The following is a 24,059-nucleotide window of genomic DNA, read 5'->3' as shown; positions in this document are numbered from 1 at the left end:
GCTGTCCCCTGGTTGGGTATCAGAGCTGTGATGGGTCCGTGTTCGCCCCGCACAGTACGACGGCGACCGTCTCACCATCGCGCGGGGCGTACGCGCCCGAGAGCAGCGCCGCATACGCTGCCGCGGCACCGTGTTCCACCAGGATCCGGTGCTTCTCCCATAGGGCACGCCGGGCTTCAACAATGTCGTGGTCCGTCACAAGCACACTCTCCACACCCGTGCGGCGGGCAACGCCAAAACCGATCTCCCCCACCCGGCGGGCACCCAGGGAATCAGCGGCAATGCCGGAAACGGCGACATCCACCGGTTCTCCTTGCGCCAAGGCAGTGTGCAGAGTGGGAACCGTTTCCGGTTCAACAGCAACAACATGTGCCCGGCCTTCCGCGGCCGCGGCAATGCCGCCCATCAACCCACCGCCGCCAACAGCGACCAGGATGGTATCGACGTCGGGCAGTTCATCCAGGAGCTCAAGCCCAACGCCACCGGCGCCTGCCACGATTTCAGGCTGGTCGTAGGCGTGGCAGTAGACGGCGCCCTTCTCCTCGGCGAAAGTGACGGCAGCCGCGTAGGCCTCGGCGTACTCTGCACCGCCCTGGACCACGGTGGCCCCGATGGCGTACAGCTTGTGGACCTTGTTCGCCGGAGCGGATTCCGGTACGAAAACAGTTGCCGGGACGCCAAGCTTGGCCGCAGCATAGGCGTTGGCCAGTCCCGCGTTGCCTCCGGAGGCCACCACAATCCCCACATCAGGGTCGAGCTCACCGCGCTCCTTTGCGGTGAGCAGTCGGTTGAAGGCGCCGCGGGCCTTGAAGGATCCCGTGTGCTGCATGTATTCGCATTTGAACCACAGATGGTATGGCTCACCGTTGCCACTCTCCGCCATGGGAGTGTGCCGAACCCAGCCGCTCGTCCGGGAGTATGCAGCTTCCACTTCTTCGCGTGTGACCATGGATGCCCCTTTCGTCAGGTTCATCCTATGGTTGGCGGGTATTCCCGGGCACGCGCACTCCTTCAAGGACAGCTCGTACCCTGCGTCCTGAAGGAATCATCACGCCTCCGGTATCACCATGGCGAAGCGCTCAGGCCGGGCAACATCAGGATCCGGCCCGTTCCGCACTCCACGGTCCAACGCGTCGATGGCCTCCAGCTCGCTGCTGCTGAGTTCGAAATCGAAGACGTCGAAGTTCTCTGCAATCCGGGCCTGGTTGGTGGACTTCGGGATGGCCGAGCGGCCCTGCTGAAGGTGCCAGCGGATCATGACCTGCGCCGGCGTCTTCCCGTGGGCCTGTGCGATGGCAGCGATCGCTGGGTCCGCCATTACGTTCTGCCGCTCTTCGCCCCAGCCGGGGTAGAAGGTGATCCCGCCGATCGGCGACCACGCCTGGGTGAGGATTCCGTTCTCAGCGTCGGCGGCCTGGACCTCCGGCTGCGTGAAGTAAGGGTGAAGCTCGATCTGGTTCACTGCCGGCACAACGTCGGTGGAAGCGAGCAATTCCTTGAGATGGTGAGGCATGAAGTTGCTGACCCCGATCGCCCGGACACGAGCCTCGGACAACAACTTTTCCAGCGCCTTATAGGCGGCGATTGTCTGGTCGAAACGGTCCGGAGCCGGCTGGTGCAGGATCAACAGGTCAAGGTACTCCACGCCAAGCTTGCCCACGGCCTTGTCCCAGGCATGCAGCGTTTGGTCGTAGCCATAGTCGCTGACCCAGACCTTCGTCTCGATGAAGACATCCGAGCGGTCCAGGCCTGAAGCACGGATTCCGTCACCGACCTCCCGTTCATTCCCGTAGGCCGCCGCCGTGTCGATATGCCGGTAGCCGGCCGCGAGCGCGGCCTGAACTGCCGCCGTCGTTTCTTCCGGGGCGCTTTGGAAAACGCCCAAGCCGAGCGCCGGCATGGTCACGCCATTGTTGAGAGTCAGTTCACTGTTCATGCCCTCCACGCTATTCACGGCAACGCACGCCTGGGAGTGCACACCATTACCTCTTTGCGTTCCCAAGTAACGGCAGTCCCTCCCTCGCGGAACCCGGGCAGCGTAGCGTTGCAGGCATGACCCACAGTGACGACGTGCGAAAGTTCCTGACCTCGCGCCGGGCGCGGATCACGCCCGAGGCCGCCGGCCTGCCTGCCTACGGCGGGAACCGCCGCGTTGCCGGGCTCCGCCGGGAAGAAGTGGCGATGCTTGCCGGGATGAGCATCGACTACTACATCAGGCTGGAGCGGGGCAATCTCTCCGGCGCGTCGGACAGCGTCCTTGAGTCGCTTGGCCGAGCTTTACAGCTTGACGACGCCGAAACAGCCCACCTTTTCGACCTCGCCCGCGCGGCTGGCGCCGCCCCACGGGTCCGCCGCAAGCGAAGCCCCCGCACGGTCCGCCCAAGCGTTCAGCGCGTCGTCGATGCAATCACGACGGCGCCGGCCTGGGTCCGCAACGACCGCGGTGATGTCTTGGCCTCCAATGAACTGGGCGCGGCGCTGTATATGGACCTGATGGCCGAGGAGACCAAGCCGCCAAACAGCGCCCGCTTCACCTTCCTGAATCCGAAGGCCCGGCAGTTCTTCGCTGATTGGGAGCGCAGCGCGGACGACATCGTGGCTGTGTTGCGCTCGACTGCCGGGAAGAACCCCTATGACCGGGACCTGACGGACCTCATTGGAGAACTCTCCACCCGCAGCGAAGAATTCCGCATCAGCGGGCCCGTCACGACGTGAAACACCACCGGACGGGCCGGAAGCACCTCCACCATCCGGTTGTCGGCGACTTGGACCTGAGCTTCGAGGCGCTGGAGCTCGCGGCCGATCCTGGCCTGCGGATCAACGTGTACACCGCAGATCCGGGAACACCGTCCGAGGACGCGCTGAAGGTGCTCGCCAGTTGGGTCGCTACACAACGGGACGCGGCGCAACAACGTGACGCGGCGCAACAACGTGACGCGGCGCAGGCATCCGTAGAAGAAAAGGGCTGAGCCGGAGCACCTAGGCTTGATCCATGCCTGACTTCGTCCTGCGCCCCGCCGCAGCCACCGACGCCGCTTGGATCGCCGAACTCCGCGCCGTGGTGATGCGGCCCGATCTGGAGCGCCTTGAACGCTTTGACCCGGTCCGTGTTCGCGAGCGATTCCTCAACGCCTTCCAGCCCGAGCACACGTACATCATCCATTCGGATGGCGTCGACGCCGGGGTCATTGCTGTCAGGCCTGAACCGGACGCGCGCTGGATAGAACATTTCTTCATTGCGCCGGCCCATCAGGGCAAGGGACTGGGCGGGGCAGTGCTGCGGCATGTCATGGCTGCATCGGTGGACGAGCGGCCCTTCCGGCTAGATGTGCTGCAAGGTAGCCCTGCCCGTCGCCTGTACGAGCGGCACGGCTTCACGCTCGAATCCGAGGACGCAGTCGACGTCTTCATGGTGGCCCCGGGCAACAGCTGACCACACCTGCACCGGAATGCGGTAACCTCGGCACACCACGCGGCTTCGACGCGACACTTTCCGGGGGGAAAAATGGGGTTCTTTCGAGCGCGCACTTCAAGGCACGCAGGTACCATCGCATTGACAGCTGGTCTCTTGGCGTCCGGCCTCCTGGCTGCCGGACCAGCCACGGCCGACTACCAGCCCACTCCGTATATCGACGGGGTTCCGTATGTCGGTTCCGAAATGCGCCGCCAGTACAACTACGACTACTGGGGCTGCAAAAATCCTGACGGCTCCGGCGACGGCATCTCCTTGGAGTGGCTGCGGGACGGCGAAACACTCCCCCAGGAGCGGCAGGGCGAAACCTTGCGGATCTTGCCTGAGGACCTGGGCAGCCGCATCTCCGTGCGGGTCCATCCTTTGACTCCCGGGGAACCCGGCTGTCCCACCGGCACCCAGCTCAGCCCTGAGACGACTGCCATCAAGGCTTCTTCCCGCGCCATGGGCTGGACAGGGCGCGGCAACTTCGAACCCCTGGCACGGACCCATGACGGCAGGCTCATCCTGTACCCGCGGACCTACACGTACTACAAGGGCTCCTGCGAGGGACCCTGCCCAGCGTACTGGGGCTCATGGGACGAGCCCCGGCAGGTTGGCGCGGGGTGGAACATGTTCAACATCGTTTTCTCACCCGGTGATTTCGACGGCGACGGGTTCAATGACCTCCTTGCCCGGAACTCCGCCGGCCAACTGTTCCTCTACCCCGGCGACGGCGAGGGCGGCTGGCTGCCCACCCGGCAGGTCGGCTCGGGATGGAACATCTTCGATTCGATAGTGGGTCCCGGGGACTTCAACGGCGATGGCAGCAATGACGTCCTGGCCCGCACACCCTCCGGCGATCTCTACCTCTACCCAGGTGACGGCGAGGGCGGCTGGCTCGCACCCGCCAAGGTGGGTTGGGGCTGGCAGGTCATGAACAAGATCATCACCAGCGGCGACATGAACGGCGACGGCACAGTGGAGATCTTCGGCCGGGACCACAACGGCGGCCTTCAGCTGTACCCCACCGACGGTCAAGGAGGATGGGGCGTTCCGGCTTTCATGGGCGGCGGCTGGAACACTTTCCTGGATGTGTCCGGCCTGGGCAGTTTCGCCCATCAGAGGTACAACAACCTTGTGGCCATCAACCAGAACGGCGACCTTGTGCTGTACTCCACAGGCGCAGCCACCACGAGTCTGTATGGACCGTACGGGCCAGTCGGCAATGGCTGGAACGTCTTCCGGGAATTGCTGTAGCCCGCATCGAAGGGACGAGCTAGAGCGGCTGCCCCAACACCGTGAGCTGCAGTGCAACGGTTCCGCGTTCCTCATCCACCGGGCCAGCCGTGAAATTCTGCTGGATCATCGCCAGGAGCATGGGAAACACCCCCCGTGATTCCGGGGTTTCGTTCCCGTCCGGGAGCGATGATCCAGCAGAATTTTCCAGCTTCATCAGACCTGGACCGACTCTTCGGAGCGAACCGGGGTTTCCAAGCCCAGGTTTTCCCGCAGTGTCGTGCCCCGGTACTCCGTGGGATACACACCGCGTTCTTGGAGCTCGGGCACCAGGTGGTTCACGATGTCGTCCAGGCCGGTGGGGATCAGCCAGGGCGAGATGTTGAACCCGTCCACAGCACCCACGCGGGCGTACTCGGCAAGGTGGTCGGCCACCGCCGAGTAGGAGCCGGTGAACGTGGAGTCGATGCGCGCCGTTTTCGACGTGACGAACTGGCGGATGGAGAGCCCCTTGTCCTTGGCCTCCGCACGCCACTGATCGGCAAGCTGGCGGGCCTTGGCGCCGTGGAATCCGCTGCCGCGCGTCTCCGACGTTTCTTCCACTACGGGATCGATATCCGGAAGCGGGCCATCGGGATCGTAGGAGGAAAGTTCACGGCCCCAGAACTGCTCCAGGTACGCGATGGCTTGCTGGGGCCCGATCTGCAGGCTGCGCACCCAGGCCTTCTTTTCCTCCGCCTCCTCCGGAGTGGCCGCGAGGATGAACTCGCTGGCAGGCATGATCTGTACGGCGTTGGCACCGCGGCCTGCTGCCACCGAACGGGCAACGATGTCGCGGCGGAACTCCACGGCATCATCGAACTTGGGGTGTGCGGAGAAGATAACGTCCGCTTGCCGGGCAGCGAAGTCACGACCCTCGGGTGAGTCGCCGGCCTGGAAGAGCACAGGACGGTACTGGGCGCTGCGCGGCAGGCGGGGAGTCACGTCAACGGTGTAGTGCTGGCCTTCGTGGAGCACAGGCCGGGCGGGTCCGGACGCCGTCTCCCACGAGTCCCAGATGCGCTTTGCCGTGTCGACAAAAGCTTCCGCATGCTTGTAGCGGTCGGCATGGTCCAGGTAGCCGCCGCGGCGGAAGTTGGCCCCGGTCCACGCATTGTCCGTGGTCACCACGTTCCATGCCGCCCGGCCGCCGGAGATCAGGTCGAGCGAGGACAAACGGTGTGCCAGGTCCGCCGGATCGTTGTAGGTGGTGTTTTGGGTGGCTACCAGGCCGATGTTCTTCGTCACCGATGCGAGGGCGGCGAGCATGGTCTGGGCATCGGGCCGTCCGGCGACATCCAGGGCATGTGGACGCCCCAAATGTTCACGAAGCCGCAGCCCTTCGCCCAGGAAGAACGCAGCAAACTTGCCGCGCTCAGCGGTCTGTACGATCCGGCGGAAGGATTCGAAGTCTGTCTGCGAACCCGATTCCGCTGCCTTCCAGACAGTGCCTGAGTTGACGCCCTGGAAGAAGATGCCGAACTGGATCTGGCCGCTCGGCTGGAAAATATCGCGTGTCATGGTGGTCCTTACTTTCCTGTTCCGGAGGCGGCGGTGGCGTAGCGGTTCTGCGCCGGCCCAAGGCCCAGCAGATCGCGGAAGGTTCCATCCTGGATAGGTCCGCGCAGCGAACCACTGCGCCGCAGCTCGGGAAGGACAAGACGGGAAAGCTCCTCAAGATCCACGTCCACGGCAGCGGGGTGGAGACGGATGCCATCGGCTTCGCCCAGCAAGACGTCCAGCAGCTCGACGAGTCCCGCAGCCGGTCCGGCATAACGTGCCCGTCCGCTGTCCGGCAAAGAGGCTACGCGCGCTTCCGCAGCCTGCCCGCGGGCGTCCAGCACGACGTCGAGCTCGGCAACAACGGCCACCGAACCGCCCAGCCTTGCACGGACGTCCCGGATCTCGGCGTTCAGCAGCTCGGGTGTGGGCGCCGAGACCAGAACAGCGTCGACGGCCTCAGCCGGCACCAGGCCGTCGCCCACCAAGGACGCGGCGGCAAGTACGGGCAGCTGCCCCTGCAGCGGCCTTGGAATGATGGACGGTCCCTTTACCGAATACGGGGTGCCTGCGAAATCGGCAGGGGTTTCGAAATCGGCGTAGTGGAGCTTGTCGACGTCCAGGTAGCGGCCCGTGGCCACATCGCGGATGACGGCGTCGTCCTCCCAGGAATCCCACAAACGCCGGCCCACCTCGATGGAGGCCGCGGCTTCCTGTGCGAGTGCCTCACCGGAGACAAAGGAGCGTCCGACGGCGGCAGCCGCCTCAGGTGACTCGTCCGCGGTTACGATCCACCCGGCACGGCCCCCGGAAACGTAATCCAGGCTGGCGAGCTGCGTGGAGATGTGGAAGGGCTCCGTATAGACAGTGTCCACTTCCGGCACGACGGCGAGGGTCCGGGTGATCGGGCCGGCGAACGCGGCGCGCTGCAGGGCATTCGCTCGTCCTGCTTGGGGTGCGTCCTGGAACGTGGCTACATGGAAGCCGGCGGATTCCGCGGCGAGGACAGCCCCGGCGAGGTCCTGGTATCCGGCCCCATCCAGTTCGATGGCCAGGAATCCTGGGGTATGGGAGATGCTCACTTCTGGTCCTGACGTTCGTAGGGAATCTTTTCGCCGGCTTCGATGGCCACGGGCAGCCGGTTTTCGGCAGGCGGCAGCGGGCAGGTGGCGAGGTCCGTGTAGGCGCACGGCAGGTTGACCGCGCGGTTGAAGTCCAGCGTCACGGTGCCATCAGCGGCGGGTGTCACGGACAGCGACCGGTTCGCGGCGTACGTGGTCTTTCCGGAAGTCTGGTCCGTGAACAGCACGGACAAGGACCCCGGTGCGTACCCGTTGAACGCGGTCAGCGCCAGCTCCTGCCCGGCAAGCTTGAAACGGATTTCACCCGGGGCTTCATAGACATGCTGGATGCCCTCGACGGCCGCACCCACGGTGGTCTCACGCGGCGCCTCGAACGGGACAAAGGTCCCAGCCACGGCAAACGCCGCATTGGGGGTGTACGCGGGTGTGCCCTGGTAGTCCTGGAGCAACGCGTTCTCCGGGTTCCTCGGGCGCACGATGTACTCGCCGCCACGCTTGGCCACCTCGATCACGGTGTCCCCGGATACGAGGTTGATGCCGCCGCGTTCCGCGATCGGCCCGAGCCCAACGCTGCCGCTGAGCTCAACTCCGTCCTGCAGCAGGCTTTCGCCCGCCTCAAGATCAACACGTACGACGTCGTCTGCCGCGCTCCAGGTTCCCGGCGCACCTTCCAGCCGGGTCGGCTCAGCGGTCAGCCAGTGAAGGTGGGTGACGGCCAGGAAGCCGTGCGGGTGGGCGCGGTGACGTTCGTGGGCTGCGTGCCACTCCTGCCATTCCTCGTCGAAGGCTTCGAGCGCGGTTTCAGTGTGCGTAGACATGTGCGGTGTCGCTCCTGTTCAAGGCGTGGTCGGCGGTGACGGCTGCTGCTGCGTCCGGTTCGGTGGCCCCGGCAAACTCCGGGCGGCCGGCAAAGGGGTCCCCGGACTCCCACAGTGTGGTGGGGGCGGACGTACGGACGGCCGGGATGACTTCCAGGGCAAACCGCTCCAGGATTTCCAGCTGCTGCTCGAACGGCAACGTGGTGGGCAGGGAGATCGACTGGAGATCGTGGTTGTACAGCGAGTGGTAGCTGAGGATCTTGTCGATGACCTGCTCCGGGCTTCCCACCAGTGCGGGCCCCTCGGCAACCGCGTGTTCGATGTCCCGGAAGGGCGAGTTGTTGCCGGGGACGTTGCGGCCGGCGGTCAGGCCCTCATAGACGGGACCGTACTGGCGGATGGCCTCCTGCGTGGTGTCCGCGATGAATACCCCGCCTGCCCCGCTGCCCGAGCCAAGGTACTGGTGCCGCGGATCATGGCCGTGGCGTTCGTACTCTTCGCGGTAGTGGTCGATCAGGACCTTGTAGTTTTCCCGGGGCTGGATGGCGTTGGCTGTGAACAGCGGATCGCCCCACTTGGCGGCGAGCGCAGCGGACGTCAGGGTTGTAGCCGAGCCGTGCCAAATCCGCGGCGAACCCGCGAAGGGGCGCGGCGTCGTCGTCGTTGGTTCGGTGAGGGCGGGCCGGAAGCGGCCGGACCAGGTGACACTTTCCTTGCGCCACAGGGTCCGGAGCAGCGCGTATTTCTCGGCCAGGAGGTCCCACTGGTCATCCAGTGACAGGCCGAAGAGCGGATACTGCAATACCTCGTTGCCCTTGCCGATCACCAGTTCGAGGCGGCCACGGCTGAGTTGGTCGATCGTTGCGTAATCCTCGGCCACGCGCACCGGATCCAGGACGGAGAGCACGGTGACCCCGGTCTGGAGGCGGATGCGGCTGGTGACCGCCGCGATGGCGGCGAGGACCGTCGTCGGCGAGGACGAGACGAACTCGCCGGCGTGCCGCTCCCCCACGGAGAAGCTGTCGAAACCGAGTTGCTCGGCACGGCGGGCAGTCTCCACCACCTGGTTGAGCCGGTCAGCGGTGGAGACGATCTCCCCCGTGACCGGATTCTTCAGGTGGGGAATGATATCCAGGACCTGGAATTTCATTTGCCTGTTCCAAAGGTTGCTTCGGTGACGGTCTTGGATTCGGGGACGGCTTCTTCGGAAAGGCCCCAGCGTTCCAGGACCTTGGCGTAGGAGCCGTCCTTGATGGTGGAGTTCAAGGCGTCGGTGATGGCCGGGGCCAGGCCGTTGCCCTTGAGCGTGGTTGCTGCCACCAAGGTCTCGGACGGCCAGCCGGCGTTGACCTTGCCAACTACCTTGAGGTCGTCACGGGTGTTCTCGCGGTAGGTCACGGACGGGTACGGAGCGAGGTTCAGGTCGGTTCGGCCCGAGGAGAGCGCCAGGATGGTGTCGGCGTCGGAGGAGTAGTACTGCAGCGTGGCCGGTGCCTTGCCCTTCGCTTCGAGCTCCTTGTTCCAGGCGAGCAGGATCTTTTCCTGGTTGGTGCCCGAGCCCACGGAAATCTTGAGGCCCGAGATGTCGTCGGAGCCCTTGATGTCGTAGTTGGAGCTCTTCTTCGCTTCGAAGCCCATGAAGGCTGCGCGGTAGGTGGAGAAGTCGAACAGTTTCACGCGGGCTGCGTTGATGCCCACGTTGGAGAACACAGCCTCGAAGTCGCCGGACTGGGTCTTCAGCGGCCAGTTCTCCCACGAGGTCACCTGCAGGTCCAGGTCAAGGCCGAGTTTGTCGGCCACCAGCTGGGCGATGTCCACCTCGACGCCGATCGGGGTCTTGTCGTCCGTGGCGTGGAAGGACAGCGGGATGGAACCGGCGGTGGTGGCAACGGTCAGCTTGCCGTCCTTGGCGATGGCGGCAGGGACGGCTGCAGCGGCAGTTGCATCCTTTTCGCTGCGGATGCGGTTCTGGTCCACGGAGGTGTTGTAGACGATGCCGTTCTTAGCGGCTTCGGATTCCGGCTTGGCTGCCGACGCCCCAGGGTCGGCGCAACCGGCCAGGACAGGAAGGACGACGGCGGGCAGCACCGCGAGTGCCAGAAGCTTGGTTTTGGCGGGACGGACGGCGGAGGTGGAACGGGTGGTGCGAAGCATGGAGGGGTCCTAGATGTTGAAAGCCGGTTCGATGACTCGGGAGAAGAATGTGCGGGTACGTTCTTCACGGGGGTTGGCAAAGATGTCCTGGGGCGAGCCGGACTCGACGATCACACCGTCGTCCATGAACACCACAGTGTCTGCGACGTCCCGGGCAAAGCCCATCTCGTGGGTCACCACAATGAGGGTGGTTCCTGATGTGGCGAGTTCCCGGATGACATCGAGGACCTCGTTGACCAGCTCCGGGTCCAGGGCGGACGTGGGCTCGTCGAAGAGCAGGATCTTCGGATCAAGGGCCAGCGCCCGGGCAATCGCAACGCGCTGCTGCTGCCCACCGGAAAGCTGGCGGGGGTAGGCGTCTGCACGGTCCTTCAGGCCCACGCGGTCCAGGAGTTCCAGTCCGCGCTTGCGTGCTTCGGCCTTGGAACGGCCCTGCGCCACGACCGGCGCTTCAGCCACGTTCTCCAGCGCAGTCAGGTGCGGGAACAGGTTGAAGTTCTGGAACACCATGCCGATGTTCGTGCGCTGCTTGAGGATGTCCTTCTCGCGCAGTTCGTGGAGCTTGTTGCCGCGGACCTCGTAACCCACCAGTTCGCCGTCGATGGTGATGTAGCCGCCGTCGACCTTCTCCAGGTGGTTGATGGTCCGCAACAGGGTGGACTTGCCGGAGCCGGACGGGCCCACGATCACTGCGACACCACCCGGGGGAACCGAGAGGGACACTCCCTTGAGGACCTCCGTGGCGCCGAAGGACTTGCGGACGTTGGTGATGTCGACCTGCCCGCGCGTGGGTACCGGCTGCACAGCCGTTGCGGCCGGAGCTGACCCGGCTGAAGCTGTCCCGGCCGAGGCGGCGGCCGGCGTTTCAGCGGCAGCCTGTGCCGCCGTCGTCGTTGCTTGCTTGCGTGCGGCGATGATGCTCATCGGGCGTCCTTCGTGGTCGAGGAGGGAGCATGGCTTGCAAAGAATTTCCGCGCTTTCTGCAACGGGGTGAGCGGGAGGTTCCGGACGGCGCCCTTGGAGAAGTGGCGTTCGATGTAGTACTGGAAAACGCTCAGCACCGAGGTGATGACGACGTACCAGAGCGTCGCCACCAGGAGCAGCGGCAGCACCTGCTGGGTGCGGTTGTAGATGACCTGGACCGTGTAGAACAGCTCGGAGTAGGCCAGGACGTACACAATCGAGGTGCCCTTGACCAGGCCGATGATCTCGTTGAACGCGTTGGGCAGGATGGCGCGCATGGCTTGGGGCAGGATGATCCTGGTATTGCGCTTCCAGGCCGGGATGCCCAAAGCGGAGGCAGCTTCGAGCTGGCCCTGGTCCACGGAGAGGATGCCGCCACGGATGATTTCCGCGGAATAGGCGGCCTGGTTCAACGTCAGGCCCAGGACCGCTGCAGCAAACTGGCTGATGAGCGTGGTGGTCTGCGCCTCGAAGAAGCGGACATCGGTGAAAGGGATGCCCAGGCTGATCTTCTCGTACAGGTAGCCGAGGTTGTACCAGAGCAGGAGCTGGACCAGCAGCGGGGTTGAGCGGAAAATCCAGGAGAACGTCCAGGACACCGAGACCAGCAATGGCGAAGCCGACAGACGCATGAGCGCCAGGATGAAGCCGAGCACGAAGCCAAGGACGCCGGAGATGGCGGTGAGCTTGAGCGTCTCGACAAGGCCGGTGACCACTGACTGCGCCGTGAACCACTGGGCCACTACGCCCCACTCCCAACGGGGATTGGTGACAAGGGACCAGGCGATCGCAACTACACCGGCGGCGACCACCACCGTCCCGACCCAACGCCAGGGATGCCGGGCGGGCACCAGCTTGTACTCGGAGTAATCCGGGGTGGGCGGTGCAGTGTCCGCCGTGGCAGGCGGTGCGATTGCACTCATGCGCCACCTCATTTCGTTGGTTGTTCTCTATCGGATGGCTGCCAATCTATGGGCGTGCCAAAGCCTCCAGCAAGGCGGGTATTTGCACTTCTTCACTGGACTTCTCGGGGCTTCGCCGGAGTTCTTGGAGCGTCACAATCCGCGTCACGAAACGTCGCATGAGTCTCTGTTTTGCGTTGGTTAACGGCCCATGACGCGTGGTGAACGGCCATTACCCGCTCCTCGACCAGCACCTCCGGGAGTCCCTAGATTGGGCATCACCAACCACTGCATTTCAGGAGATCCCATGCCGCCACGAGTTCCCGCCATCGCCTTCATTGGCGGCGGTCCCCGCACGGCCGGTGTCCTGGAACGACTCGCAGCCAACCGGCCGGACCTGTTCAACGGCCCCCTGGACATCCACGTCATAGAGCCCCACCAGCCCGGTTCCGGGAGGATCTGGCGCTATGACCAGAGCCCGGGACTGCTTCTGAACTCCACCGCCGCGGACGTCACCATGTTCACCGATGACTCCGTAACCTGCGAGGGTCCTTCCGTGCAGGGTCCGGGGCTGTCCACGTGGGCCGCCGGCGTCCTGGACGGAACCATCCGCGACGTCCCTCCCTTGGAAGCGCACTTGCTGGCCCAACTGCGCGAACTGACCCCTGCGTCCTTTCCCACACGCCAGCTCCAAAGCAAGTACCTCGAATGGTTCTTTGGCCGGGCAGTCAGCGCCCTTGGCCCCGAGGTGACGGTAACGGTCCAACAGGACACCGCCACCTCCGTTTCACCCGCCTCCGCCGTTTCGGTCGCCACTGAAGGCGGGCACGACGACGGTTCCCACCGCGTGCGGTTGGCCTCCGGCTCCGAGGTGGTCGCCGACGTCGTCGTGTACGCCTTGGGCCACACCGACTCCCAGGTTGACCCCGAGTCCGCCCGGCACAGCGAGTTCGCCGCCCGCCATGGCGGGTTCCATGCGCCGCCGTCCTACACCACGGACGTGGACTATTCGGGGATTGAGGCTGGCCAGGACGTCATCGTCTCCGGCATGGGCCTGGCGTTCGTTGACCTTCTCGTGCTGCTGTTCGAGGGCCGTGGCGGCCGCTTCGAGGAAAGGCCCGACGGCGGACTCGACTACCTGCCTTCCGGCGCCGAGCCGCGGATTTGGGCAGGGTCACGACGCGGGGTGCCTTACCACTCCAAGATTTCCTCCACACTGCGCACGCCAGTGGAACGTCCGCGGTACTTCACCGCAGCAGCCATCGACGCCTTGCTCGCCGAGCATCAGGAGCTGGATTTCCGGGCGCACTTGTGGCCGCTGATCGCCAAGGACGCGGGCTACGCCTACTACCGTGAGCTCTTCACCGGCTACCCGGAGCGTGTCCTGGGCTCCTGGGCCGACTTTGAAGCCCGCTTCGATGCCCTTGACTGGTACAGCCAGCTCCGGGAGGAACTCGTTGCCGTCTCCGTCCCGGATCCTGCCCTGCGCCTTGACCTGGAAAAGTTGGACCACCCGCTCAGTGGCTGCGCCTTCGCGGACCACGACGCCGTCCAGCGCGCCGTCACCACCTACATCCAGCGGGACCTCGACCTCCGGACCGGGCCCGACCACTCCGAAACCCTGGCCCTGTTCACTGCGTTGTTGTACGTGTACATGGACCTTGGCCGGCTGGTCCCGCAGGAACGGCTGAACGCCCGCTCCCAGCAGTCCATCCATGGGTGGTGGCACGGTTTCTTCAGTTTCGTGGACTCGGGGCCGCCGTCGCACCGTCTCCGCGAGATGCTGGCCCTCCACAGGGCCGGACTCCTCAAATTCCTGGGCCCCGGCATGTGGGTACGCGCTGATGAGTCCCTGGGCCGCTTCGTGGCGGGCTCGTTCCAGTCGCCGTTGGTTGTCGATGCGGCCGCGTACATTGAAGCGCGGTTGCCCTCCCCTTCGGTCGAGCGTTCGGCGAATCCCGCCTTGGCGGACCTGCACGACGCCGGTTGGGGCACCGAACAGCGGCTGCTCACTTCCGAGGGCACACACTCGACGGGCAAGCTCCTGGTTTCCGGGAATTTCGAGGTCCTCTCACCGGTTGGAAGCCCACAGCAGGGTTTGTTTGCCGTGGGTCCCTGGACTTCGGGCTGGGGCGCGGGGGCGTTCGCGCGTCCGAACACCAACGCAGCTCCTTTCCGGGAGAACGACGCCTTGGCCCGCAGGATCCTGGAAACCCTGACCACCGCCGTCCCAGCCCTCCAACCCAACTAGGGGACAGATACTGTCGCTCTGGCCCCTCAGTAGAGCGTTATCTGTCCCCTACTTGGGTTCCACCTACGAAAGGCACGCTATGACCTCAACCCCAACCCGCCCGCCGTCGGGCCTTACCGTCCTCAGTCTGCCCATGCGGGACCCTCGCGTGCGTCCGCTCCTGGACGAGCTCGCCGTTGAATACAACACCCGGTACGGGGACCTCTTCAGCAGCGAAGGTGCTTCCGAGGAACTGAACCGCTACCCCGCCGAGGAATTCGCACCCCCGCATGGTGCGCTGATCATCATTCAGGAGAACGGCGAATCCGTCGCCGGCGGCGCCTTCCGCCGCTACGATGAGCACACGGCTGAGCTCAAGCGGATCTGGACGCACTCGGCGCACCGCAGGCGCGGGCTGGCCCGTTTGGTCCTGGCAGAGCTCGAGAACGAGGCACGCCGGCGTGGCTACCGGAAGCTCTACCTGACCACCGGACCAAGGCAACCCGAGGCCAAGAACCTCTACCTCGCCACAGGGTACAAAGCCCTGTTCGACCTCGCCGCAGACCCCGAGGACATCAAGCATTTGGCCTTCAGCAAGGATCTTGCCAAGCCCAGCTAAGCTATGCGCATGGCCAAGAAAACCACTGCGGAAAAACTCGCCACCATCCAAGAGGGTTACACCTTGGAAGGGGCCACCATTGAGCTCGGCGCCGCAATTGTGGACGGTGAAGTCCACAAGGAAGCCCAGGTACGCCTGCCACTCGCCATGATGAACAGGCACGGACTGGTGGCCGGCGCCACGGGCACCGGCAAGACGGTCACGCTGCACATGATCGCCGAACAACTTTCGACGGCGGGTGTTCCGGTTTTCCTCGCGGACATCAAGGGTGATCTTTCCGGTTTGGCGACGCCGGCCACTGGCAGCGAGAAGCTGACTGCGCGTACCTCTGCGCTCGGACAGGACTGGCAAGCCAAGAACTTCCCGGTGGAATTCCTGTCCCTCGGCGGAGACGGAAACGGGATCCCGGTCCGGGCCACCATCACCTCGTTCGGGCCCATCCTGCTTTCCCGCATCATGGATCTCAACGACACCCAGGAGTCCAGCCTCCAGCTGATCTTCCACTTCGCGGATCAGAAGAACCTTGAGCTGATCGACCTCAAGGACCTCCGCGCGGTGATCCAGTTCCTCACCTCGGACGAGGGCAAAGCCGAACTCGCTGAACTCGGCGGGCTGTCGAAGGCTACTGCCGGGGTGATCCTGCGTGAGTTGATCGGCCTGGAAGCGCAGGGCATGGAGAAGTTCTTCGGCGAACCTGAATTCGATACCGCCGAGTTGCTCCGTACAGCCCCGGACGGCCGCGGTGTGGTCAGCTGCCTGGAACTGCCCACCCTGCAGACCAAGCCGCTCCTGTTCTCCACCTTCCTGATGTGGCTCCTGGCGGACCTGTTCGAGGAACTTCCCGAAGCAGGCGACCTCGACAAACCAAAGCTGGTGTTCTTCCTGGATGAAGCCCACTTGCTCTTCAACGACGCCTCCAAGGCCTTCCTTGAAGCCATCACCACCACCGTACGGCTGATCCGTTCCAAGGGCGTAGGCATTTTCTTCGTCACCCAGACGCCCAAGGACGTCCCGGCAGATGTCCTGGGCCAGTTGGCCAACCGTGTCCAGCACGCCCTTCGCGCTTTCACGCCCGAGGACGCCAAGGCCCTGAAAGCCACCGTGTCCACCTTCCCGGTGAGCGACTACGATCTCGAAGAGACCCTCACCTCGGCCGGCATCGGCGAGGCCGTCATCACGGTCATGAACGAGAAGGGCGCACCTACGCCTGTGGCCTTGACCAAGCTCCGCGCCCCTGAATCCGTCATGGGTCCCAGCGCCGATGACCTCATCAAGAGCACCATCGCCGCGTCTTCCCTCCTGGCCAAGTACGGGACAGCAGTGGACAACCTTTCGGCCTACGAGAAACTCAACGGCAAGGCCGCAGCGCCCACCGGGGATGCCGCACCGGGCCAGCCGCCGGTCCCGTCCTCCGGTTCACCGGCTTCGCCTGCCGGCACTTCCCAGGCCGACATCGATGCCGAGGCACGCCGTATCGAGGAAGAGATCCTCGGGCGGCCCAGTTCGCGTCCCGCGTCATCAGCCCCCGATTCCTTCCCGACGCCGCCCGCTCCCGTACCTGTCCCCCAGCAGCCCTCACCGCAGGACAGCGTGTTCGGAGACATTGCAGGAGCGCTCGGTGGAGCGTTGGGAGGCGGTCTGAAGAGCATGGTCCGGTCCATGGGAACCCAGCTTGGCCGTGACCTCATGCGCGGTGTTTTCGGCACATCTTCACGTCGCCGACGCTAGCACCAGGCGTCACAACCGGCACCTCCTGCACGTCGGTGGCTGCTGCGGCAGGTAACGTAAAGGGCGTGCAGTTGAGTCAAGCGTTCGTAAAGACCGCAGCCGGATGGCTGCTCGGTCTGATGCTTGCTGTCGCGGGAGCGATCGTCTCCATCAACTTGGTGAGCTCCTCCGTGGCCAGTCCACAGCAGCCGGTCAAGGAGTATTTACAGGCCCTCCAGGATGGAAACGGCGAAGAAGCGCTCGGGCTGCTGCGAGCCAAAGTGCCCAGTGCCAATGCTGCCATGCTGGACGGAACCGCCCTTCAGACCGCCGCTTCCAAGCTGTCCGACGTCAAAGTGGGGAACCCGGAGGCCCGCGGTACCAACCGAGTGTCGGTCCCGGTGGACTACACCTTGGACGGCAGCCGCCTCCATACCGAATTCCTGATGGAACGCACCGGAACACAGTGGCTTTTCTTTGCCAAGTGGGCGTTCGTTCCTACTACCCTGCCCACCATTGACGTCACCGTGGTGAACTCCAGCGAAGCCACCCTCAACGGTGTGCCGGTCAACATGCCCAACGGCCGCAACACGTTCGCCGTGTTCTTCCCGGGCAAATATGAAGCCAGCTTGAACGGGACCTACTTCGAAGCTCCCGTAACATCGGCACTGGTGGCAACGCGCGACGGCGGGCAGGCCCCCCTGAACCTGCAGACCCGTTCCACCAAGGCCATGAACGACGCCGTGGCAGGCAAGGTCCGCGAGTTCCTCGACAGCTGCGCGGCCCAGGCAACAGAACAACAGCGTCTGCAGCCCGACTGCCCCTTCTACCACGTCAGCAACGCCCGGGTAGTGGACGGAACCATCAAGTGGGCCATTACGGAGTACCCCAAGATCACCATCGAGCCGTTCAGCGGCAGGTGGGTTGTCGCACCCCTGAACGGCAAGGCCACTTTGACGGCCAGGGAGGTCAACCTCTTCACCGGACTCGTCAACGACCTCAACGTAGAGCATGACTTCAGTTTCACCACACAGTTGGACATCAAAGGCGACACGGTGACGGTGACGCCCTTGCTGACGTTCTAGCCGCTTGGCTGCGTAAGCCCCGCGTAAAACCGCTGCTTAAGCCCCGCTGCTCAAGCTCCGCTGCTCAACGCACAATGGCCCGGCTCCTGCCCCGCTGTGGGGAGGAACCGGGCCATTCATCTTTGGCTTGGGGTTGCCGTTTTAGTCCATGCCGCGCAGGTCCAGCACCAGCTCGGACTCGCCGTCGGCCTGCAGGACCACGGGAATGCCCCAGTCCTGCTGGTACAGATGGCATGCTGCGTGGTCAGGGATCTCGCCGTCTTCGGTCTCGGGTCCGTCACAAGCAGCCGCGCGGGCTGTGATGTGCAGGATGCCCTCGGGAACATCCGCCGAGAGTTCCAGCGTCCGCAGGAGACCCACCGATGTTCCGCCGCCGGAAACCAACAGCTCAGGCGGGGTGGAGGAAATCTTCATTTGGGTGGGATCGCCCCAGCGGTCATCAAGCTTCTGCCCGGTGGGAGCCTTGAAGCGCACAGCAAGCTCCAGTGTTCCGGGGGTCACCGGGCTCTTGGGACGCTGTGTTTGCGATGCACCTTCGTCCACCTGGAGGGCTTCTTTGGGGATCGGCACCAAGACCAGCTGGTGCTTGTTCGACTCAACCACCACCAGCAGCGGGTCGCTGCCTTCGACCTGAACCACGACGACGTCACTCGGCTCGGCAAGGCCCCTCGCCAGCGTGGAGACGGACTTGGTTGCGGGGTCGTAGCGGCGCACAGCTCCGTTGTACGTGTCGGCAATGGCCACGGAGTTATCCGGCAGCACCGTCACACCGAGGGGGTGCTGAAGGCGTGCTTCGGAAGCCTCGCCATCACGGAAGCCGAAATCGAACAGACCCTTGCCCACAGCGGTTTCCACCGTGACACCGGAATCGCTGATGACTAGACGGCGCAGGGACGAGGTCTCCGAGTCAGCTACCCAGATGTTGTCTTCGCCGTCGATCGCCACGCCCGAGGACTGGGCAAACCAGGCTTCCTCGGCTTTACCGTCCAGCAGGCCTTCGAGACCTGAGCCGGCCAGGATGGAGACCTCGTTGGCCAGGGGTTCGTAAGCGAAAATCTGGTGGGTGCCGGCCATTGCGATGACAACCTTCTGCAGCTTTTCGCTCCAGACCACATCCCACGGGGAGGACAATGAAACCTCGGTGCCAACACCCAGCGCTCCGACATCCACGGCGTCGCCCGCGAAGTCAGCCGGACCGTCGTCGTGGTGTTCAGACCAGGTACCGGCGCCTGAATCGGTGACGCGGGCAGGACCTGTGTCCAGGAGCCGTTGCACGCCGTTGCCGGCGATCGTCTGGACGTAACCGGAGCTGAGTGTCACACCGCGGAGACGGTGGTTGACGGTGTCTGCCACAACCGCGTCGTAGCCGAGCTTCCAGGCAAGTTCGGACGGCAGCAGGGTGACACCCTGGGGTTCGTTGAACTGAGCAATTTCGGACTGCCCATCCAGGTAACCCTTGGTGCCCGAACCAATGACGCGCTCGACGGTTTCCAGGTCCGGGCGCAACTCCACCAGACGGTGGTGGCCGGAATCCACTACCAGGTAATTGCCGTTGGCGAGCTGGGTTGCCTTGCCGGGGAACCGCAGGGTGCCCGACGTCGGCACCGGGGCTACGTAGGGACCGTTGCCGCGGTGGAGGGTCCCCTTCGCTTCGTGTTCGGCGACGAGTTCTTCCAGAAGGACAGCGAGGCCGTCTGCGTGGCCCTCACCGGAAAGATGGGCCACGATGTAACCCTCCGGATCCACGACCACCAGCGTGGGCCATGCACGAGCCGTGTACGCCTTCCAGGTGGCGAGTTCGGGGTCGTCCAAAACCGGGTGGTGGATCTCGTAGCGCTCAACAGCCGATGCCAATGCGACGGGGTCTGCCTCATGCTCGAACTTGGGCGAGTGCACGCCGACGGTCACCAGGACGTCCGAGTACTTCTCTTCCAGGGGGCGCAACTCATCGAGCACATGCAGGCAGTTGATGCAGCAGAAGGTCCAGAAATCGAGCAGCACGATCTTGCCACGCAGGGACTCGAGGTCCAGGGACTTGCCGCCCGTATTGAGCCAGCCGCGGCCCTCGAGTTCGGAGGCCCGGACCCGGTGTTGGGTACGTACGGATTCGCTCATCAGCGTCCTTCCAGCTTGGTATTCGGGTCGCTCTGCCCGGCATTGTCGTTTATGGGGCGTTCGGCCGGGGCTGATGGTGCAGCTTTGGCCGTCCGGCCCGCCAGCCTGGCATCACGCTCAGCCAGCCGGGCAAACATATCGTTGTAAGCACTGAGATCGGCGTCGTTATTCCTGTCGGCCGCGCGGTCCACCCGTCGTTTCTCCCGTTCGTCCGACCGGGACCACATGACCGCTACACCGATGGCCACCAGCAGCGTGGGGATTTCACCGATGCCCCAGGCAACTGCGCCGCCCAGTTGCTGGTCCCCCAAGGCCGTGGGGCCCCAGGCACGGCCCAGGTTGCCGAAGTAGTCGGCCGCGAGCAGACCTGTGCCGCCCATGATGGACACTCCGAAGAAGGCATGGAATCCCATGGTGGCCAGCAGGAGCAGCAGACGCATCGGATAGGGCGCACGACGAGGCAGTGGATCGCTGCCGATCATGCTGAGCACAAAGATGTATCCGGTCAGCAGGAAGTGCAGGTTCATGAGCTCATGGCCAACGTGCTCTCGCATGGCCAGGCCGAACAGGTCCGAGTAGTAGAACAAGACAATGGAGCCGGCGAAGTTGGCAGCCGCGAACAAGGGGTGCGTGACCACCTGCGAGAACCGGGAGTGCACGAAGAGCAGCAGCCACTCCCGCAGGCCACGTGAGCCGTGGGCACCCTCGCCGCGGGACGGCAGCGCACGCAAGGCCAACGTCACGGGAGTGCCGAGAACCAGGAAGATGGGTGCCACCATGGTGAGTGCCATGTGGTCCACCATGTGCGCAGAGAACAGCACACGGCCGTAGACTGCCGGCGGGCCGGACGTGATGTAGGTGAGGACCACCAGGCCGATCATCCAGTTCACCGTCCGGAAGGCAGACCATCGGTCTCCGCGCCGGCGGATCTTGACGATGCCCATGATGTAGGTGACGGCGCCGAACAAGGCAACGCCCACCCACAGCCAGTCAAAGCGCCATTCGGTCAGCCAGCGCGCAGGGGTCAGTTCCGGAGGCAATTCGTATCCGGAGAGGATGAACGACGGCGAGGCGTCGGGTGCGTAGGTGGTGGGCTGCGGCGGAGCCGAGCGTCCGAGCGCAACGGCGAGTCCCGACGTCGCGCCCATCACCAGCAGCTCAACCAAAACCAGCTGCCAGAGCACCCGCCGGGCCGACATGGAACCGTTCTTCCCGAGTTGCGGGATGACCCACTGGCGGTGCATGAAGCCGATGCCGCCCAGCACCAACGTGGCCAGTGCTTTGGCCACGATCAGTTGCCCGTAGGACGAGCCGAAAAGGTCTGCGGGGTTGGTGACCCGGATGGCAGCATTGATGACACCCGAAGCGAACACCAGGACAAAAGCGAAGCCTGCCAAGGAGGAGAAACGCCGGAGGGTCTGCTCCGTGATATCCGAAATCCCTTCCTTCCGTGAACCGGTAAGGAGTCCCGACAAGACAGCCAGCATGATGATTCCGCCCACCCAGGTGGAGACGCCCACCAAGTGCAGGCCCAGGGAATTGATGGCACCTTCGTGGTCGCTGGAACTCGAGGAGTGGCCGATAAGTGCTGTCGGGATCAATCCGATCAACGCGAGCACGAGGGTAAATGCCAGACCGGTCAAGGACCGGACGCCGAACAGCGCCGTCGTGACCACGGCGGCAATAATCGTCACGGCAAGCCACGCTTTGCCCGTTTCGATGTCGGTCATGAAGTAGACCAGTGAACGGGTGAACTCCGCGTCACCTGAGAGCGACTGCCCTGCGACGTCGGCGTAGGTCAGGACGAGGACTGCCACAGCGGACAGGGTCCACGCGGCACCTGCGGCAGCCGCCACCGCAAGGGCCCTGGCGAAGGCCGGATGCTCAGGAGCGTCGGCGTCCTTCTCGCGCGAACGGGATCCGCCGAGGTTCTTGGGCAGGATGCCGACAGCGAAGATCAGGCCGCCGATCACGGTGGCTATCGAGACGTTGTGGACGGCCTTGGCAAACGGCAGGCCCCATCTGACCAAGGCACCGGGGTCTGAAACCTGGCGGGCCGCCGAGGCGCCGGAGAAGATCAGCGCGCCGGCAAGAGTGAGGAACAGAACTGCCAATCCCGCCACTTGCCAGGGAAGTGAAATCCCCGCGGCTGTAGAGCCTCCCCGCACTCCCGGCTTGGGAGGAGACGAAGGGGCAGTTGCGGAACTTCTTGCTGATGGCACCTATCCATTGTCCGCTACCTGTCGCCGGGCTGCGAATCGAAAGGTGCGCTATGTGCATTACTCGAAGAAGAAAGGGCGGCAACCGTCAGGTTGCCGCCCTTTCAAGGCCTGTGCCGAAGAAGTTACTTCTTCTTGGCGACAGCTGCCTTCAGCTTGGAGCCAGCGGTCAGCTTGACGCTGTGGCCTGCTGCGATCTGGATGGTTTCGCCGGTCTGCGGGTTGCGGCCGGTGCGGGCTGCACGGTCGGTGCGCTCAACGGCGAGCCAGCCCGGGATGGTGATCTTCTCGCCAGCAGCGACAGAAGTCTCGAAAACTTCGAACAGTGCATCGAGCACGGAGTTGACTGCTGCCTGGCTGGTGCCAGCCTTGCCTGCTACCTCTGCAACGAGTTCACTACGGTTCTTAGCCATTTACGTCCTCCTGGACTCATACGTTTTTGAGCTTTCAAGCGGAATGCGAGCAAGCCACTGTTCGAAAACTTACCAGCTTGGGCTGCCTTGGCCAGCAAATTCCGCGTGTTTCCGCGCTTTTTTGACCAAAATCACCGGATTTCAGGGGTTTTTAGGAGCCCTTTAAGCCGTTGGCGTACCCTATGCCGATCAGACATGGAGGGAACGCCTGATGCCTCGAGGCGCGTTCGCGGACCCCGCTGTTGTGCCGGCATTGCACACCGGCCCTCGCCGGTGGTACTTTCTCGGTGATCGTGAACTTCGAACAACCATGAATTTCGGACTGGAGGTGAGACCCATGAAGGCAGTATCCACAGTGGGCGCTCCCTGCAGTCCACGATCCCGCGGCTGAGCAAGCCGCCCCTGGGAGCGCCTGACACGCATTTCGCGAAAGGCAACTCCCATGAACACATCTCCCTTACCCGACCCTTCTGTCCGGGAAGCCTCGGCGGCAGCACAAGTACGGCCCTCCGCTGACGCTTCTGCGCGCATCCCCCGCGGTGAGCGCGCATTGGTCCTCGGCGGCGGCGGATCCACAGGCAACGCGTGGCTCATCGGCGTCGTCGCAGGACTTTACGACGGCGGTGTGGACGTCACCCGCGCGGACCTGACGGTTGGGACCTCGGCCGGTTCCACGGCAGCGGCCCAGCTCGCCGGCGCTGCCCCCGCGGATCTGTTGAAGGCCACGCTTTCTCCCGTTTCCCTCCCCTCCCGTACACCTCGGGGAGCGGCCTCGGCAGCTTCGGGGTCACCAGCACAGCGGCCGGCTGGATCCGTTAGTGACCATATGGAGCGGACAGGAAAGATCCTGGACGCCTCGGTGGACATGGCCGACATGCGCCGCCGTATGGGGGCCGCGGCCCTCGACCTGGCAGCAGCCATGGATGGGGCCAGCGAAAGGTGGAGGGCCACCGTGGCGGGGCGACTGCCCCGGCAGCAGTGGCCGGAACGGGCTGTGCTTCTCACAGCCGTAGACGCCGAAACCGGGGAGCCTGTGGTGTTCGACCGCCACAGCGGAGTCGACTTGGTGGACGCCGTGGCCGCCAGCTGCGCCAGCGGCTTCGCCTACAACATAGGCACCAACCATTACATCGACGGCGGATACCGCACCAATGCGGAGAACGCCGACCTTGCAGCGGGATATCACAGGGTCTTGGTGCTCTCGCCGTTTGGCGGCCGGACACGGACGCCTCATGAATGGGGAATGGATCTGCAGACCCAGGTGTCTACGCTGCAGAGCAGCGGAAGCCAGGTGCGCACCATCGTCCCTGAGAGCGGCTCAGAGCACATGTTCGGGGTCAGCGCGATGGACCTGTCGCTCCGCCCAGCTGCGGCGCGGGCCGGCTACGAACAAGGGCTGTCCCTGGCCGCTGAGCTGGGTGGGTTCTGGGGGTAGTCCTTAACGGCTGCGGGCCTCCCTTGGGGGAGGCCTGCAGCGGTGTTGTGGTGGTTAATGTGGGAGACCCCCCAACCCGGTGTGGGTT

Annotated in this window: 19 protein-coding genes and 1 pseudogene; 8 read left to right on the top strand and 12 right to left on the bottom strand. The window is 64.4% G+C overall.

Features of this window, described 5'->3' with window-relative positions:
• Nucleotides 1–19: 19 nt before the first annotated feature.
• A complete protein-coding gene (locus tag PQ627_RS18825) occupies nt 20–949 on the bottom strand; it encodes a threonine/serine dehydratase (RefSeq protein ID WP_274262877.1) in 930 nt (309 codons plus the stop codon).
• Between the two features lie 99 nt (nt 950–1,048).
• Nucleotides 1,049–1,936: an aldo/keto reductase gene (locus PQ627_RS18820; RefSeq protein ID WP_274262876.1), complete on the bottom strand. Its 888-nt coding sequence runs from the start codon at nt 1,934–1,936 to the stop codon at nt 1,049–1,051.
• 116 nt (nt 1,937–2,052) lie between these two features.
• Between PQ627_RS18820 and PQ627_RS18815 the strand changes: the two are divergent.
• The 3 genes and pseudogenes from PQ627_RS18815 to PQ627_RS18805 all read left to right on the top strand — a co-directional run bounded on the left by PQ627_RS18815 (nt 2,053) and on the right by PQ627_RS18805 (nt 4,711).
• Nucleotides 2,053–2,969 (top strand): annotated as a pseudogene (locus PQ627_RS18815) (helix-turn-helix transcriptional regulator).
• Between the two features lie 23 nt (nt 2,970–2,992).
• Nucleotides 2,993–3,433 carry a GNAT family N-acetyltransferase gene (locus PQ627_RS18810; protein ID WP_274262875.1) on the top strand — a complete coding sequence of 147 codons (441 nt, stop codon included), beginning with the start codon at nt 2,993–2,995 and terminating at the stop codon, nt 3,431–3,433.
• Nucleotides 3,434–3,505: 72 nt separating this feature from the next.
• Entirely contained in the window at nt 3,506–4,711 is a 1,206-nt protein-coding gene (locus tag PQ627_RS18805; RefSeq protein WP_400453844.1) for an FG-GAP repeat domain-containing protein, read from the top strand.
• Nucleotides 4,712–4,906: 195 nt separating this feature from the next.
• Here PQ627_RS18805 and PQ627_RS18800 read toward each other — a convergent pair whose 3' ends face one another.
• From PQ627_RS18800 to PQ627_RS18770, 7 genes are read right to left on the bottom strand one after another with little or no spacing between them, the layout of a single operon-like run.
• Nucleotides 4,907–6,250, bottom strand: coding sequence for an NtaA/DmoA family FMN-dependent monooxygenase (locus PQ627_RS18800; protein WP_274262873.1), 1,344 nt, complete (start codon nt 6,248–6,250; stop codon nt 4,907–4,909).
• Between the two features lie 8 nt (nt 6,251–6,258).
• Nucleotides 6,259–7,311: an LLM class flavin-dependent oxidoreductase gene (locus PQ627_RS18795; protein ID WP_274262872.1), complete on the bottom strand. Its 1,053-nt coding sequence runs from the start codon at nt 7,309–7,311 to the stop codon at nt 6,259–6,261.
• Complete coding sequence (locus tag PQ627_RS18790) at nt 7,308–8,129, bottom strand: DUF1684 domain-containing protein (RefSeq protein ID WP_274262871.1); 822 nt, start codon at nt 8,127–8,129, stop codon at nt 7,308–7,310. Before PQ627_RS18790 ends, PQ627_RS18795 begins: the two co-directional genes overlap by 4 nt.
• Nucleotides 8,113–9,279: an LLM class flavin-dependent oxidoreductase gene (locus PQ627_RS18785; RefSeq protein ID WP_274262870.1), complete on the bottom strand. Its 1,167-nt coding sequence runs from the start codon at nt 9,277–9,279 to the stop codon at nt 8,113–8,115. The genes PQ627_RS18790 and PQ627_RS18785 overlap by 17 nt, the downstream gene beginning before the upstream one ends.
• The gene (locus PQ627_RS18780) at nt 9,276–10,283 is read right to left on the bottom strand and encodes an ABC transporter substrate-binding protein (protein ID WP_274262869.1); all 1,008 of its coding nucleotides are present in this window, start codon (nt 10,281–10,283) and stop codon (nt 9,276–9,278) included. The genes PQ627_RS18785 and PQ627_RS18780 overlap by 4 nt, the downstream gene beginning before the upstream one ends.
• A gap of 9 nt (nt 10,284–10,292) precedes the next feature.
• Nucleotides 10,293–11,207, bottom strand: coding sequence for an amino acid ABC transporter ATP-binding protein (locus PQ627_RS18775; protein WP_274262868.1), 915 nt, complete (start codon nt 11,205–11,207; stop codon nt 10,293–10,295).
• On the bottom strand, nt 11,204–12,169 hold the full coding sequence (locus tag PQ627_RS18770; protein WP_274262867.1) for an amino acid ABC transporter permease: 966 nt from the start codon (nt 12,167–12,169) through the stop codon (nt 11,204–11,206). The genes PQ627_RS18775 and PQ627_RS18770 overlap by 4 nt, the downstream gene beginning before the upstream one ends.
• A gap of 286 nt (nt 12,170–12,455) precedes the next feature.
• On the opposite strand from PQ627_RS18770, the gene PQ627_RS18765 reads away from it, so the two are divergent.
• The 4 genes from PQ627_RS18765 to PQ627_RS18750 all read left to right on the top strand — a co-directional run bounded on the left by PQ627_RS18765 (nt 12,456) and on the right by PQ627_RS18750 (nt 17,789).
• Nucleotides 12,456–14,399 (top strand): FAD/NAD(P)-binding protein, encoded by a 1,944-nt coding sequence (locus PQ627_RS18765; RefSeq protein WP_274262866.1) that lies wholly within the window; start codon nt 12,456–12,458, stop codon nt 14,397–14,399.
• A gap of 79 nt (nt 14,400–14,478) precedes the next feature.
• A complete protein-coding gene (locus PQ627_RS18760; RefSeq protein ID WP_144660801.1) occupies nt 14,479–14,997 on the top strand; it encodes a GNAT family N-acetyltransferase in 519 nt (172 codons plus the stop codon).
• A gap of 9 nt (nt 14,998–15,006) precedes the next feature.
• Complete coding sequence (locus PQ627_RS18755; RefSeq protein WP_274262865.1) at nt 15,007–16,725, top strand: helicase HerA-like domain-containing protein; 1,719 nt, start codon at nt 15,007–15,009, stop codon at nt 16,723–16,725.
• Nucleotides 16,726–16,760: 35 nt separating this feature from the next.
• Nucleotides 16,761–17,789: a hypothetical protein gene (locus PQ627_RS18750; RefSeq protein WP_274262864.1), complete on the top strand. Its 1,029-nt coding sequence runs from the start codon at nt 16,761–16,763 to the stop codon at nt 17,787–17,789.
• A 141-nt stretch (nt 17,790–17,930) separates the two neighbouring features.
• Here the strand turns inward: PQ627_RS18750 and PQ627_RS18745 are convergent, their stop codons facing one another.
• The 3 genes from PQ627_RS18745 to PQ627_RS18735 form a co-directional block, all read right to left on the bottom strand.
• Entirely contained in the window at nt 17,931–19,904 is a 1,974-nt protein-coding gene (locus PQ627_RS18745; RefSeq protein ID WP_274262863.1) for an NHL domain-containing thioredoxin family protein, read from the bottom strand.
• The gene (locus tag PQ627_RS18740; protein ID WP_400423073.1) at nt 19,904–22,126 is read right to left on the bottom strand and encodes a cytochrome c oxidase assembly protein; all 2,223 of its coding nucleotides are present in this window, start codon (nt 22,124–22,126) and stop codon (nt 19,904–19,906) included. Before PQ627_RS18740 ends, PQ627_RS18745 begins: the two co-directional genes overlap by 1 nt.
• A gap of 122 nt (nt 22,127–22,248) precedes the next feature.
• On the bottom strand, nt 22,249–22,536 hold the full coding sequence (locus tag PQ627_RS18735; RefSeq protein WP_011776355.1) for an HU family DNA-binding protein: 288 nt from the start codon (nt 22,534–22,536) through the stop codon (nt 22,249–22,251).
• 442 nt (nt 22,537–22,978) lie between these two features.
• Between PQ627_RS18735 and PQ627_RS18730 the strand changes: the two genes are divergently transcribed.
• Entirely contained in the window at nt 22,979–23,971 is a 993-nt protein-coding gene (locus tag PQ627_RS18730) for a patatin-like phospholipase family protein (RefSeq protein WP_274262862.1), read from the top strand.
• Nucleotides 23,972–24,059: the final 88 nt, after the last annotated feature.

This window comes from Paenarthrobacter sp. AB444, assembly GCF_028736865.1.
Taxonomy (GTDB): Bacteria; Actinomycetota; Actinomycetes; order Actinomycetales; family Micrococcaceae; genus Arthrobacter; species Arthrobacter nicotinovorans_B.
The sequence above is the reverse complement of the archived record's forward strand: the minus strand, read 5'-3'. Positions and strand labels throughout refer to the sequence as shown.

Coding starts and splice junctions, on each gene's coding strand:
- PQ627_RS18770 (WP_274262867.1), bottom strand. CDS start 12,169: ATGAGTGCAATCGCACCGCCTGCCACGGCGGACACTGCACCGCCCACC.
- PQ627_RS18745 (WP_274262863.1), bottom strand. CDS start 19,904: ATGAGCGAATCCGTACGTACCCAACACCGGGTCCGGGCCTCCGAACTC.
- PQ627_RS18800 (WP_274262873.1), bottom strand. CDS start 6,250: ATGACACGCGATATTTTCCAGCCGAGCGGCCAGATCCAGTTCGGCATC.
- PQ627_RS18820 (WP_274262876.1), bottom strand. CDS start 1,936: ATGAACAGTGAACTGACTCTCAACAATGGCGTGACCATGCCGGCGCTC.
- PQ627_RS18730 (WP_274262862.1), top strand. CDS start 22,979: ATGAACACATCTCCCTTACCCGACCCTTCTGTCCGGGAAGCCTCGGCG.
- PQ627_RS18785 (WP_274262870.1), bottom strand. CDS start 9,279: ATGAAATTCCAGGTCCTGGATATCATTCCCCACCTGAAGAATCCGGTC.
- PQ627_RS18735 (WP_011776355.1), bottom strand. CDS start 22,536: ATGGCTAAGAACCGTAGTGAACTCGTTGCAGAGGTAGCAGGCAAGGCT.
- PQ627_RS18765 (WP_274262866.1), top strand. CDS start 12,456: ATGCCGCCACGAGTTCCCGCCATCGCCTTCATTGGCGGCGGTCCCCGC.
- PQ627_RS18810 (WP_274262875.1), top strand. CDS start 2,993: ATGCCTGACTTCGTCCTGCGCCCCGCCGCAGCCACCGACGCCGCTTGG.
- PQ627_RS18790 (WP_274262871.1), bottom strand. CDS start 8,129: ATGTCTACGCACACTGAAACCGCGCTCGAAGCCTTCGACGAGGAATGG.
- PQ627_RS18775 (WP_274262868.1), bottom strand. CDS start 11,207: ATGAGCATCATCGCCGCACGCAAGCAAGCAACGACGACGGCGGCACAG.
- PQ627_RS18780 (WP_274262869.1), bottom strand. CDS start 10,283: ATGCTTCGCACCACCCGTTCCACCTCCGCCGTCCGTCCCGCCAAAACC.
- PQ627_RS18760 (WP_144660801.1), top strand. CDS start 14,479: ATGACCTCAACCCCAACCCGCCCGCCGTCGGGCCTTACCGTCCTCAGT.
- PQ627_RS18805 (WP_400453844.1), top strand. CDS start 3,506: ATGGGGTTCTTTCGAGCGCGCACTTCAAGGCACGCAGGTACCATCGCA.
- PQ627_RS18825 (WP_274262877.1), bottom strand. CDS start 949: ATGGTCACACGCGAAGAAGTGGAAGCTGCATACTCCCGGACGAGCGGC.
- PQ627_RS18755 (WP_274262865.1), top strand. CDS start 15,007: ATGGCCAAGAAAACCACTGCGGAAAAACTCGCCACCATCCAAGAGGGT.